Origin of the sequence: Enterococcus sp. AZ080 (assembly GCF_051714945.1) — a bacterium.
GTDB lineage: Bacteria > Bacillota > Bacilli > Lactobacillales > Enterococcaceae > Enterococcus_B > Enterococcus_B pernyi.
Window position 1 is genome coordinate 1,952,394 of sequence record NZ_JBIOSV010000001.1, and the last position, 12,545, is coordinate 1,964,938.

The following is a 12,545-nucleotide window of genomic DNA, read 5'->3' on the forward strand; positions in this document are numbered from 1 at the left end:
TTCAAGCTTTTACTTGATCCGTCTTATTTTGTAATGATTTGATCCAGACTAGCAATACTTAATGCCATATCAGCAATTTGTTGCAACTGTGCTAAACGGTTGTTACGGACAGCTTCATCTTCGACCATGACCATCGTTTGATCAAAATACTGATCGATAACTGGTCTTAAGCTGACTAATTGCTCATAGTTCTCTTTAAGTGTACGTTCCGCAAACTGAGCTTTCACTTTCTCAACTGCTTCGTACAATGCTTGCTCTGCTTCATTTTCAAACAGGCTTGTATCAATCTCATTCGTTGTTCTTTCGGCTTTTTTCGCTAGGTTCATCACACGCGTCAAAGCTTCCATCGATGGTTTGAAGTTTTCATCTTGCAAACGTTCCTTCAACAGACGTGCAGCTGCAAAAACGGTTGTCAAATTACTTTCCTTCGCATTCAAGACAGCATCGATCACATCGTGGCGAATGGCTTTTGTCATCAATCGTTGGCGCAAACGACCTTTGATAAAGTCGATTACATCAGTTCCTTGAACGAAAGCTAACCCGAAACGCTCTTGATTTTCATTGATTGCAGCATTCACTTCTTGTTGTAATTGTGCCAATGGGAAAGCCCATTGTTTTGCTTCAATGATCCGAACGATACCATATGCTTGACGACGTAATGCGTAAGGGTCGTTTGAACCACTTGGCACCATTCCTACAGTAAAGAAAGAGAAAATACTATCTAATTTATCGGCAATGGCTAAGACTGCACCAATCGTCGTTTCTGGCAATTCACCTTCACTAGCGATCGGTAAATAATGTTCACGGATCGCTGTCGCAACCGCTGGATCTTCTCCATGCAACAACGCATATTTTTCACCCATGATTCCTTGAAGTTCTGGAAATTCTCCAACCATGTTCGTCACTAGGTCAAACTTATAGATTTCGCCGGTACGTTGTAATGCAGCTAGTTCTTCCCCCGATAAACCGACAGATTTACCGATAACAGATGCAATCACTTGCACACGTTGCATTTTTTCATAAATACTACCGATCTTTTCATGGAAAGTCACTGATTTCAACTTATTGACATAATGCTCGATTGGGAATTTTTTGTCTTCATTGTAAAAGAATTCCGCATCTTCTAAACGCGCAGTCAGTACTTTTTGGTTCCCACGAATAACGTTATCTAGCTTCACACGATCGCCATTTCGTACAGCGATAAAATGTGGTAAGAGTTGACCTTCGGCATTTCGAACATCAAAATAACGTTGGTGTTCCTTCATGGAAGTCACGAGTACTTCTTCCGGTACAGATAGATATTTTTCTTCAAAATCACCAGCAAAGACAGTTGGATACTCCACTAGATTATTGACTTCTTCAAGTAGGTCTTCATCAAAATCGATGTGCCAATCATTTTTTGTTGATAATTGAGTCGCTTGTTCCATGATCATTGCTCTTCTCTTTTGTGGCGAAGCAACTACAAATTGTTCAGATAGCTTTTCTTCGTATTCTGCTGGATGAGCAAATGTCACATCTTCACCTAAGAAACGATGCCCACGAGAAGTACGTCCAGTTTTCACATCTAAAAATTCAAACGGGATCACTTCTTCTCCAAATAGTGCCACGATCCAATGAATCGGGCGAATATATTCAAAGTCAAAAGAAGACCAGTGCATTGTCACAGGGAATGTCATGCTTTTAATCACATCGATCAATCCTGTCAAGACTTCGATTGCTGGTTTTCCTTGAGTATATTTCGTCACATAGACATATTCCACACCTTTGATTTCTCGGAAGGTGATATCGTCTGTCGTCAATCCTTGCCCACGAACAAATCCTTGAGCTGCTTTCGACCAGTTTCCTTCAGCATCTAATGCGATTTTTTTCGCTGGTCCCTTCACTTCTTCTTCACTGTCAGCCTGACGTTCTGGTACATTTGTTACTTTGATCGCCAAACGTCTCGGAGTAGAGAATGTCTCGATTGCATCGTAAGTCAATTGATTGTCCGTTAAAAACGCTGCTGTTTTTTCTTCTAATTGTTTCATGCTTGGTGTCACAACATGCGCTGGCATTTCTTCCAAGCCAATTTCTAATAATAAGTCCTTTGCCATCTTATTCACCTTCCTTAACAGTCGTTGGATTTTCTGATTGATTATTTAGCAATGGGAATCCAAGTTTTTCACGTTCTGCAACAAAGATTTTCGCCACAGATCTCGCCATGTTACGAATGCGAGCCAAGTAGCCAGCACGTTCAGTCACAGATACTGCACCACGAGCATCTAATAGATTGAAGGTGTGACTACATTTTAAAATGTAATCATATGCTGGATGGACCAGATTTTCTTCAATACAACGTTTCGCTTCTTTTTCAAAACGATCAAAATTACTTAATAATAATTCTTGATCACTCACTTCAAATGAATATTTTGAGTGTTCATATTCAGGCTGTTTGAAGATCTCACCATATTTGACACCTGCTGACCATTCAAGATCATACACACTTTCCACTTCTTGGATATAAGAAGCTAAGCGCTCTAACCCATAAGTGATTTCTGAAGTGACTGGTTTACATGGCAAACCGCCGACTTGTTGGAAGTACGTAAATTGCGTGATTTCCATGCCATCTAACCAGACTTCCCAACCAACACCGGCACAACCCATCGAAGGGTTCTCCCAGTTGTCCTCAACAAAGCGGATATCATGTTCTAACGGATCGATCCCTAACAAACGCAAGCTTTCCAAGTAAAGTTCTTGGATATTTTCTGGTGATGGCTTCATCACCACTTGGAATTGATGGTGTTGATATAACCGGTTAGGATTCTCACCATAACGACCATCAGCTGGTCGACGTGATGGCTCAACGTAAGCGGCATTCCAAGGTTCTGGACCGATTGCTCGTAAAAACGTGTAAGGGCTCATTGTACCTGCCCCTTTTTCTGTATCGTATGCTTGCATCAGCATACAACCGTTCGATGACCAAAATTTTTGTAATGTCAAAATCATTTCTTGAACTGTTTGCTTCTTACTCATATAATTACCCCTTTCATCTTAACCAAGAATCAAAAATAGTAACAAAAAAAGTCCCTATGTTTGCGTAAACAAACATAGGGACGAATATCTTCGCGGTTCCACCCTACTTCCGAGCGACTCGGCAGCTTCGTTGATCGTACTCACAAGTGCCTCTTCAAAAACCGTTAGCATTCGGCTCACACTCTCCCGAACTCGCTTGTGCCACTTGATTTTCTACTGATCTTGATCATCATACGTATGTGATTATTGAATATCCTTTATAAATGACATTCGTCTATTGAAAAAACAATAGTTACTATCTAGGCTTTATAATAGACGTTAACCAAGTACTTTGTCAAATATTTTTGAAAAAAATCCATTGTTTCAAACATTTTTTCATTCTTCTGCAGGACTTTCCTTCGTTGCCTCATTGGTCGGTTTCATGATATGTTCCCAACTTTTCATTTGATCAATAAACTTTTTACTTTTCAAATGGATGCCTACGTATTCTTCATATAACAGATCAATCAATTGGCGAATCTTTTGTTTGGTTTCTTCTTTGAGGTCGATCCCGCTGATGCGATCATACGAGATTGCTGAGAAGAGCCGTACGAAGTGAACTGCACGTGGGTCCGCGTGATACCGATAATGATCTAACTCCCAGTGATTTTCACATAAGACGCCACCATATTTGGATGAATAATCAAATTTTCCTTGCGTCTTTCCACACACTGCACAGTGGGTCCAAACTGGCGAGATCCCGAAACGTTGCAATAATTGAATCTCAAAAATATTCGTAATGATCTCTGGGTCATCTCCTTGATCCATGCGTTGCAATGCTTGGTGTGTGAATTGAAATAGATTCGGATCATATTGCCGATCCTCGATCGCCGCATCCACTAAGTTCAACAAATAAGTCCCGTAACCGCTAAGAAAAATATCTTCTTGTATCTTACGAAACGAGTGGACATCTTTTACACTGTTAACAAAGGACAAGCCTTCATTATGAAAATGACCAATATAAATTGCTTCCGTAAAAGGCAACAATGCGGGTGCAATCGGTTGATTTTGACGATGGATCCCCTTGACATAAAACATCATTTTTCCTGCCGATTCTGTAAATATCTTGACTAATTTATCTTTTTCCTTGTAGTTGCGACTAGAAAGGATGATTCCTTTTGATTCTGCAAGCTGACTCATCGTCACCCCTCCTCTGACTTTAACGTAAATTGCTTTTTTAAATTGAAAAGAAGGAAAAAGTCATGCGAGCATCCGTGAAGTCGAGACAAAAGTAACTATTACTTTTATTCCAGACTCTTAATTGCTTCCATGACTTAGTTGTCCTCTAACTTCTGTAACTGGATAACCGGTGCTCAAGAGCAACTCTTCAATAGTAAGGCGAAACGTGAAAAAATATGGAAAGCTATTTTCCCACGTTTCGCCTTACTATTCGGAGCTGACCGGCTTTCTCACAACCTTGTTTAATACTCGTCTTGACGATATCCAAAGTCTTGTAAATAGACTCGTTTGTCTCGCCAATCTTTTTGGACTTTTACCCAAAGTTCTAGAAAGACTTTGTCCCCTAGCAGATTCTCAATATCTCTTCGTGCTTTTGTTCCGATGTCTTTCAGCATCTTACCGCCTTTACCGATTATGATTCCTTTTTGACTATCCCGCTCGACAATGATCGTAGCTTGGATATGGATTTTATTATTCTCATTACGTTTCATCGTATCGATGACTACTGCGACTGAATGGGGTACTTCATCTCGTGTCAAAAACAAGACTTTTTCCCGAATCAATTCAGAAACGATAAAATACTCCGGATGGTCAGTGACTTGATCGTCTGGGAAATATTGCGGGCCTTCAGGCATTTCGTCCACTAAGACCTCCATCAAATGTTCGACATTGTTTCCTTCTGTCGCAGAGATCGGAACAACTTGGGCAAACTCCATTTGTGAGGAATAATCTTCAATGATCCCTAATAACTCATCTGGATGGACTTTGTCGATCTTATTGATCACTAAATATACCGGTGATTGGACATTTTTCAAGCGTTCGATGATGAAATCGTCGCCTTTTCCTCTTTTTTGATCGGCGCTGATCATGAACAATACCGCATCAACTTCACGTAAAGCACTATAAGCTGTTTCTACCATAAAATCGCCTAAGCGATGTTTGGGTTTATGGATTCCAGGTGTATCAATAAAGATCAATTGTGCTTCAGGAGTCGTATACACTCCTTGGATCTTATTTCTTGTCGTTTGCGCTTTATCACTCATGATCGCGATTTTTTGACCAACGATCCGATTGAGCAACGTCGATTTACCAACATTTGGTCGTCCGACGATTGCTACAAATCCAGATTTATGTTCTGACATAATTACTCTCCTTTTAATTAAAAAACAGTTGATAGATTTTTGGACCAAATAAGATGATCCCCACGATTACAGCGAAGCAAGCAGTCAATAACACTGCCCCAGCTGCCATATCTTTGATTTTTTTCCCAATGGGATGAAAATGGAAGTCTGTGAACATATCCACTACATTCTCAAACACAGTGTTCATGATTTCGACGATCCATACGAGAAAGACTGAAAGGAGCAACCATAGCCACTCCATTCGATCCAATTGAAAGATGAACCCCATGATCAGAGCAATGATCCCAAGAGCCACATGTTTCTTCATATTTCTTTCTTCATCAAAAACGGTTTTGACTCCTTGTAAAGCAAACTCCACTGACATCAAAAAATGTTTGTTTTTATCTACTTTTTGTTCTTCTTTTTTATCTTTTAAGTCCATAAGCATCTAAAATCTCTTTCTGTAAGCCAAACATTTCCGCTTCATCTTCAGGTGTCATATGGTCGTAGCCGTTGATGTGTAAAAATCCATGGACGGCTAAGAAGCCTAGTTCGCGATCATAGGAGTGACCATATTCTTCAGCTTGTTCTTTTGCCCGATCGATTGAGATCATGATATCTCCCAATACACGAGGCATTGGCTCATCGTCCTCTTCAAAAATCACTGGGATCTCGTCTTCACCTTCATCTTCTAACGCAAAACTGATCACATCTGTTGGTGCGTCTTTGCCACGGTACGTACGATTGATTTCTTGGATAGACGGATTATCCATGAAGGTCACCGACATTTCCGTCTCATCTGATAAAGAAAGTTTTTTTGCCGCAAATTGAAGCAATTCTTCAATTTCTTTGATTTTCGTTTCAGATACAGTGTTTGTTTCATCGATAAATGTAATATCCATTAGTCATCGCTTCCTTCTTGCTATTCTTTTTCTTGTTTCATTTTTTCTGCTTCAGACTTCATTTTAGGGTATTTGATCCTTGAGTGGAAGGTACTGCTCAATCCACTAACAAGAGATTTTTCAACTTTGCGGATTTCTTTGAGTGTCAATCCACTATCATCAAGCTGACCATCAGAAATCCGTTCTTCAATCAAATTATGCACAAAAGCTTCGATTTTTTCACTGGTTGGATGATCCATCGCTCGCACAGCGGCTTCGCAACTATCCGCAATATTGACGATCCCAGCTTCCCGTGTTTGCGGTCTAGGGCCAGGGTAACGGAATTGTTCCTCTGTTACTTCGGGATTACGTTCTTTTGCTTTGATATAGAAATAACGCATCAAAGTCGTCCCATGATGTTGCTTGCAGATATCGATCACCATTTGTGGCATATCGTACTCTTCTAAAATCTTCGCACCGTCCGTCACATGCCCAAAAATAATTTGTTTACTATCTTCAGGAAGTAAAAAGTTATGGGGATTTTCCGCACCAGAAGGTAAGTTCTCCACGAAAAAGCTGGCATGTTTGATTTTGCCGATGTCATGGTAATAACAAGCCACACGTGTCAACAATGAACGCCCACCGATTTCAGCAACTGCATTCGCACTCAGATTCGCAACCATCATACTATGATGATACGTTCCCGGTGCTTCTTCTAACAATTGCTTCAATAATGGATGGTTCGGGTTACTCAATTCATTTAGAACGATCACACTGTCGTCATTCACTAATAGCTCAATATAAGGGTGCAGACCAATCGTCAGTAAATACGACAGAAATGCGCCCATGAAGCCACATACAAGTGTTAACCAAGTGGTGCCATCGCTAAAGCTCATGCCTTGATAAACCACTAAAACGACATCCATCAATAACGGAAAGACAACGACCCACATGATTGCTGGGAACCATTGTTCTGAAATACGTTGCCGTTTTAAAATGGCTGCTAAAAAGCCGGCAAATAGGTACGAGACCAAAATCACAGTCAAGAAATTCGTACCGATCGAATTGTAAAAAATGAATAGCGCTGAAACTGCTTGGAATAACGCAGCCATGATACCCGCTCTTCGATTCAAGAAAAAGTTTAAGACAAGCGGTACAAACGCTGCTGGGTAAAGTAACGGAATATACGTCGCTTGCTCTGTTTGAAAGACTTGGAAAAATTTCATCAATAAAATACTGATGGACATCGCTGTTACGTAGAAAAGAATATACTCTGTTCGTTTGAATAGATCTTTATACTGTAGTGAATTGTAGAATAACACACCAATTTGCAATAATACCGCTAGAATCATAGCGACAAGAGGAAAAATCGAAGTAGATTGACTCGTCAAACCTAACAACTCTAATTTTTTCATAGCAGCTGCATCGATTTGATTCCCTTCACGAACAATGATCTCCCCTTGGAAAATCATGACGGGTTGGATGGAGTCACGTGCCTCTTGCTTCAACTCTTCTGTTCGTTTTTCATTTAGCACATCATTCACAACAATGCCCTGATCGACTAAATAGCGGATCATTTCTTGTTGTTCTGCCGAAACATTCAAATACTGGATCTTATCATTTGCTTCTTGTTTGAAATTATCTAAATCACTTTCTCGAACTTGCTTACTCATTTGTTCGTCGATCAATTTCAAGCTTTCATCACGAACCGTCGTAATCTCGCTTTCTGACATATTCATGATCGTTGAGTAAAAACTATTTGGTAATTTTTGGTAGAACGCGACATCATCCGCATTTGAACTTTCGAATATTCGTTTCAATGCGGCTATCCGTTCTTCTACTGTTGGCTTTGGAACATTTTCATCTTCTTTTGCCTTACTGACTTTTTCTTCGTATTGTTTGTCGATCGTGTCATTCGCACGATCGATCAAAACAAACAGTTGATTGATCCGACGATCTTGTTCCGAAGCTAGGTCACTTTGGTAGGTGTACTCAGGTGTCACTGCTTCAGCTGCTAATTTCCTTTTTTGTTCGGTTTCTTCCGTGTTCTCAATCGTTTTATTGGCACGGATACTTTCTTCCGCTACTTGTCCCTCTCTAAAATCATTGGGCTTTTGCTTCACGCTGCTAAACGTGATCCCACACATCAATAGAAAGAAAAGCAATAAGAGAAAAGGTGCTGCAGCTTTCCCTAATTTCGCTTGAAGCTGCTGCAATATTTTGTTCAACATGTGGTAATCCTCCTAAAAAAGCTATTCTTGATGAAGATCCGCTTTTTCATAAGCTTTGATGATTTCTGCCACGACAGGGTGACGAACGACATCACTAGCTTCAAAATTCACAAAATCGATTTTTTTGATTTGTTTGAGTGTTCGTTCTGCATGGATCAATCCACTCATTATCCCTTTTGGTAAATCGATTTGGCTCGTGTCCCCATTGACGATCATTTTTGACTGATAGCCAAGCCGAGTCAAAAACATTTTCATTTGGGCGACTGTTGTGTTTTGCGCCTCATCCAAAATCACAAAGGCATCATCTAACGTTCTACCACGCATATATGCAAGTGGTGCAATCTCGATGATTCCTCGCTCCATCAAACGATTGGTATGATCCAACCCAAAAATCTGGTACAGTGCATCATAAACTGGTCGTAAATATGGATCGACTTTTTCCTTCAGATCTCCAGGTAAGAATCCAAGATTTTCACCTGCTTCGACGGCTGGACGAGTCAAGATGATTTTTTGGACTTCGCCTTTTTTTAAGGCAGCAATCGCTAATACGACAGCCAAAAATGTTTTCCCAGTACCAGCTGGTCCTACGCCAAAGACCACATCATGTTTGGCGACAGAATCGACGTATTTTTTTTGTCCGCTGTTTTTGACACGGATCGGTTTGCCATTGCGATCTTTGACGATCTCTTGTTCATACATCTCAACAAAATAGTCCAATGTCCCTTTTTGAGCCATTTTCAAGGCAGTGACCACATCAGGCATACTGATATGGATCCCTCGTTTGATCAATTCTTGTAACGTTCGGATGACGGAAGCAGCCAAAGAAATATCGGTTTCTTCCCCGATGATCTGGATCACTTCACCTCTTGTGTGGATCGTCGTTTCAGTTGTTTCTTCGATCAGTTTGATATGTTTATCATGTGACCCTAAAAGCATACTGATATCATCAGTTGCTGTTAATCTAATATCCAAAGAACTAGACGCTTCTGTCAAAAATAGACATCTCCTTTATTTCAAATCGTTCTTACCTATTCTACCATAATCATGAAAAACTATATAGCGAATAAAATGAGACGACTTGAGAAAAATGTTTTAATTTGGATTACTGAGACAAAACGTTCTTCAACTAAAACAACCTAATCATTTAGTAACTAGCAGAGATACCTGACTTTGATCATCAGTTGTCCGATTTATTTTAATCTATGAATCTTTTGTCAAGTAACAACAAACGTTTTTAAACAAAAAAATATTGATCAAAAAACTATTCTTTTAATGAACACAAAAAAACTACAGACACTTTCGCGTCCGTAGTTTCGTTTGCTAAGATTAAGACTGCAATAGTTCTTTTACGATAGCATTTACTTGATTTCCATCAGCTTTTCCTTTGACTTTAGGCATGATAACTCCCATGACTTTACCAAATTCTTTTGCAGATGAAGCACCTGTTTGCGTGATCGCATCTTGAACAAGTTGTCGAATTTCTTCTTCAGAAAGTTGCTCTGGCATATACTTTTCGACTATCACAATTTCACTTTTCACTTTTTCAGCTAAATCGTCACGTCCAGCTTCCTCGAATTCATGCAAAGAATCACGGCGTTGTTTCATTTCGCGAGACAACACTGTTAGTTCTTCTTCTTCTGTCAAGTCGTGACCTTCTTTAATTTGCTCGTTTTGTATAGATGACTTGATCATACGAATCACCTGTAAAGATTCTTTATCTTTAGCTTTCATCGCTGTCTTCATGTCATCGTTCAATCTACTTAGTAGTGACACACTACCAACTCCAATTCATCAAAGAACTAGAATTTTTTGCGTTTTCTAGCTGCTTCAGATTTTTTCTTACGCTTTACACTTGGTTTTTCGTAGAATTCACGTTTACGAGATTCTTGTAAAGTACCCGCTTTTGACACGGAACGTTTGAAGCGACGAAGAGCATCGTCAAGTGATTCGTTTTTGCGAACGACTGTTTTTGACATATTAATTCCCTCCCTCCGAGCTTAAAAAGTAACCGTAATTGTTATTGAAATGTTAATCTCAAGAAACAAGACTGTTCTATAAACATTATAGCTAAAGCAGTTTTGACCGTCAAGAGAATCTTATGATTTTTTTAAATAATCACCTGTTATTTTATTGAAAATTATTATTGACAGCTCTCACAGCGACCAAATATCTCAAAGCGATGCCCTTCAATGGTACACCCACTGAGTTGTTCTTCAAAATAATTCATTGGACACATATGGATTTCTTTTGTCGTCCCACAAACGGTACATATGAAGTGGTGATGATGCCCAATCTCGCCTTGACAACAATGAAAACGGAATTTCATTTCTCCATTTAGATCCGTTTCTTCCAAAAGATCTAACTCTGAAAAGTCATGTAAATTACGATAGATCGTATCATAGCTGACTCCTTTAAATTCCTGACTCATATAGTCAAAGACTTCTTTTGCAGAGACGTAACGATTTCGTTTGATTAAATATGCGAGTAATGCTTCTCGCTTTTTCGTGTATTTGAGCCCGTTATTTTTCAATGTTTCTAAAGATTGTTCGATCAATGTTTGTTTATTCATCATTATCCCCCAAATCAATATGATTACGAAGTATGTACACTCGAGTATGGTATAATAAACCTAAAAAAAAAGCAAGGAGGTTTTTTATTTATGACTGCCGAATCAAATGAAGTCGTCACCTTTTTTGTCATTTCAGACTCTGCAGGTGAAACAGCAACAAAATTAGCCCAAGCCACAATGGCGCAATATCCATCTATCGAATTTAGTTTATTTCGACGAACTTTTGTGACTGATCCAGAGACGTTGCAACGCGCACTAAATGATGCATTGTCAGAACAAGCATTAGTTCTCCATACATTGATCAACCAAGAATTGGTGGATTTAACAAATGAATTTTGTCAAAAAAACAAATTATACAGCTTTGATGTATTGACCCCACCAATTGCAGAAATCGAGCGCTTGACTGGCATCAAACCGACACGTCAACCAGGGGCACTTCACTTATTGAATGAAAATTATTTCAAACGAATCAAAGCGATGGAGTTTGCGGTGAAATATGACGACGGAAAAGATCCTCGAGGTTTTTTGGAAGCCGATGTCGTCTTACTTGGTGTTTCCAGAACTTCTAAAACACCATTAAGTTTGTTTTTAGCCAATAAAAATTTAAAAGTAGCGAATCTCCCACTGATACCTCAAGCACATATCCCTAAACAGTTGTGGGAAATCGATCCGAAGAAGATTGTTGGATTAACAAATAACCCTGATATTTTAAATAACATTCGTAAAGAACGCATGCGTTCATATGGCCTGAATCCAGATACTGCGTACTCCGATATCGAAAAAATTCGTGCAGAATTGGAATTTGCCAATGAACTTTATGAAAAATTAGGGTGTGTCGTCATCAATGTTGCTTCTCTTTCCATTGAAGAAACAGCATCATTGATATTGAATGAGTTAGAGCTGGAAGACCATAGCTATTACGGCACAGAAACTTCGGAAGAGAAATAGCTTTTTATTATCTTTTTAAATAATAAAAATAGGAGTTGATCGAGGTCGGGACAGAAGTGTTCAACCTCGAGAAATAAGGCGCCATCCACGAAAATTGTTCTTCAAATTTTTGTGGATGGCGCCTTATTTCCGAAGTGGTTACTTCTGTTCCCGCCGTTTATTCGGTTTTAGGTGGTACAAGAGGACCAATGTCCCAGACACTTTCAAATCCTTTTTTAATGACTTTAGTTAGCTTTTTTGATGCTCTACATGTTTGATCGTTTGTTCTAAAATATCTAATACATGAAAGTCATCTAAACTGTAAAGGATCGTTTTTCCTTCACGTCGTGATTTCACCACGTGGTTTTCACGTAACAACCGTAATTGATGAGACACAGCCGATTGTTCCATTTGAACAGATTGACTGATCGACGTCACATTTTTTTCACCATCTTTTAAATAAAGTAAAATATTCAAACGTGTCGGATCACTTAATACCTTGAATAATTGACTCACTTTTTCTACTTTAATGTTTTGATTCCCCGACAAACGATTCACCTCCAAAAAAAGACTGACTACTAAAGTG

General features: G+C 39.2%; 13 protein-coding genes. 1 reads left to right on the forward strand and 12 read right to left on the reverse strand.

The features are described from left to right. Positions 1 to 23 precede the first annotated feature (23 nt). The 11 genes from glyS to IGK01_RS09215 all read right to left on the reverse strand — a co-directional run bounded on the left by glyS (position 24) and on the right by IGK01_RS09215 (position 11,032). Positions 24 to 2,093 (reverse strand): glycine--tRNA ligase subunit beta, encoded by a 2,070-nt coding sequence (gene glyS, locus IGK01_RS09165; protein ID WP_438748346.1) that lies wholly within the window; start codon positions 2,091 to 2,093, stop codon positions 24 to 26. A 1-nt stretch (position 2,094) separates the two neighbouring features. Continuing rightward, positions 2,095 to 3,012: a glycine--tRNA ligase subunit alpha gene (gene glyQ, locus IGK01_RS09170; protein ID WP_438840683.1), complete on the reverse strand. Its 918-nt coding sequence runs from the start codon at positions 3,010 to 3,012 to the stop codon at positions 2,095 to 2,097. A 375-nt stretch (positions 3,013 to 3,387) separates the two neighbouring features. Continuing rightward, positions 3,388 to 4,191 carry a DNA repair protein RecO gene (recO, locus tag IGK01_RS09175; RefSeq protein WP_438840684.1) on the reverse strand — a complete coding sequence of 268 codons (804 nt, stop codon included), beginning with the start codon at positions 4,189 to 4,191 and terminating at the stop codon, positions 3,388 to 3,390. 281 nt (positions 4,192 to 4,472) lie between these two features. Beyond that, the gene (era, locus tag IGK01_RS09180; RefSeq protein ID WP_438840685.1) at positions 4,473 to 5,372 is read right to left on the reverse strand and encodes a GTPase Era; all 900 of its coding nucleotides are present in this window, start codon (positions 5,370 to 5,372) and stop codon (positions 4,473 to 4,475) included. Positions 5,373 to 5,385: 13 nt separating this feature from the next. Next, a complete protein-coding gene (locus tag IGK01_RS09185; RefSeq protein ID WP_226075803.1) occupies positions 5,386 to 5,793 on the reverse strand; it encodes a diacylglycerol kinase family protein in 408 nt (135 codons plus the stop codon). Continuing rightward, positions 5,777 to 6,253 (reverse strand): rRNA maturation RNase YbeY, encoded by a 477-nt coding sequence (gene ybeY, locus IGK01_RS09190; RefSeq protein ID WP_010734960.1) that lies wholly within the window; start codon positions 6,251 to 6,253, stop codon positions 5,777 to 5,779. The genes IGK01_RS09185 and ybeY overlap by 17 nt, the downstream gene beginning before the upstream one ends. 20 nt (positions 6,254 to 6,273) lie before the next feature. After that, entirely contained in the window at positions 6,274 to 8,463 is a 2,190-nt protein-coding gene (locus IGK01_RS09195; protein ID WP_010734959.1) for an HD family phosphohydrolase, read from the reverse strand. Positions 8,464 to 8,484: 21 nt separating this feature from the next. After that, entirely contained in the window at positions 8,485 to 9,456 is a 972-nt protein-coding gene (locus IGK01_RS09200) for a PhoH family protein (RefSeq protein WP_438840686.1), read from the reverse strand. A gap of 333 nt (positions 9,457 to 9,789) precedes the next feature. Continuing rightward, positions 9,790 to 10,236, reverse strand: a complete 447-nt coding sequence (locus IGK01_RS09205; RefSeq protein WP_010734957.1) for a GatB/YqeY domain-containing protein — start codon at positions 10,234 to 10,236, stop codon at positions 9,790 to 9,792. Between the two features lie 26 nt (positions 10,237 to 10,262). Next, positions 10,263 to 10,439 carry a 30S ribosomal protein S21 gene (rpsU, locus tag IGK01_RS09210; protein WP_002356740.1) on the reverse strand — a complete coding sequence of 59 codons (177 nt, stop codon included), beginning with the start codon at positions 10,437 to 10,439 and terminating at the stop codon, positions 10,263 to 10,265. A 164-nt stretch (positions 10,440 to 10,603) separates the two neighbouring features. Continuing rightward, positions 10,604 to 11,032, reverse strand: a complete 429-nt coding sequence (locus IGK01_RS09215) for a Fur family transcriptional regulator (protein ID WP_438840687.1) — start codon at positions 11,030 to 11,032, stop codon at positions 10,604 to 10,606. A gap of 90 nt (positions 11,033 to 11,122) precedes the next feature. Between IGK01_RS09215 and IGK01_RS09220 the strand changes: the two genes are divergently transcribed. Further along, a complete protein-coding gene (locus IGK01_RS09220; RefSeq protein ID WP_010734955.1) occupies positions 11,123 to 11,980 on the forward strand; it encodes a pyruvate, water dikinase regulatory protein in 858 nt (285 codons plus the stop codon). A 228-nt stretch (positions 11,981 to 12,208) separates the two neighbouring features. Here IGK01_RS09220 and IGK01_RS09225 read toward each other — a convergent pair whose 3' ends face one another. Then, positions 12,209 to 12,508: an ArsR/SmtB family transcription factor gene (locus IGK01_RS09225; protein WP_010734954.1), complete on the reverse strand. Its 300-nt coding sequence runs from the start codon at positions 12,506 to 12,508 to the stop codon at positions 12,209 to 12,211. Between the last annotated feature and the right edge of the window lie 37 nt (positions 12,509 to 12,545).

Coding starts and splice junctions, on each gene's coding strand:
- glyS (WP_438748346.1), bottom strand. CDS start 2,093: ATGGCAAAGGACTTATTATTAGAAATTGGCTTGGAAGAAATGCCAGCG.
- glyQ (WP_438840683.1), bottom strand. CDS start 3,012: ATGAGTAAGAAGCAAACAGTTCAAGAAATGATTTTGACATTACAAAAA.
- recO (WP_438840684.1), bottom strand. CDS start 4,191: ATGAGTCAGCTTGCAGAATCAAAAGGAATCATCCTTTCTAGTCGCAAC.
- era (WP_438840685.1), bottom strand. CDS start 5,372: ATGTCAGAACATAAATCTGGATTTGTAGCAATCGTCGGACGACCAAAT.
- IGK01_RS09185 (WP_226075803.1), bottom strand. CDS start 5,793: ATGGACTTAAAAGATAAAAAAGAAGAACAAAAAGTAGATAAAAACAAA.
- ybeY (WP_010734960.1), bottom strand. CDS start 6,253: ATGGATATTACATTTATCGATGAAACAAACACTGTATCTGAAACGAAA.
- IGK01_RS09195 (WP_010734959.1), bottom strand. CDS start 8,463: ATGTTGAACAAAATATTGCAGCAGCTTCAAGCGAAATTAGGGAAAGCT.
- rpsU (WP_002356740.1), bottom strand. CDS start 10,439: ATGTCAAAAACAGTCGTTCGCAAAAACGAATCACTTGACGATGCTCTT.
- IGK01_RS09215 (WP_438840687.1), bottom strand. CDS start 11,032: ATGAATAAACAAACATTGATCGAACAATCTTTAGAAACATTGAAAAAT.
- IGK01_RS09220 (WP_010734955.1), top strand. CDS start 11,123: ATGACTGCCGAATCAAATGAAGTCGTCACCTTTTTTGTCATTTCAGAC.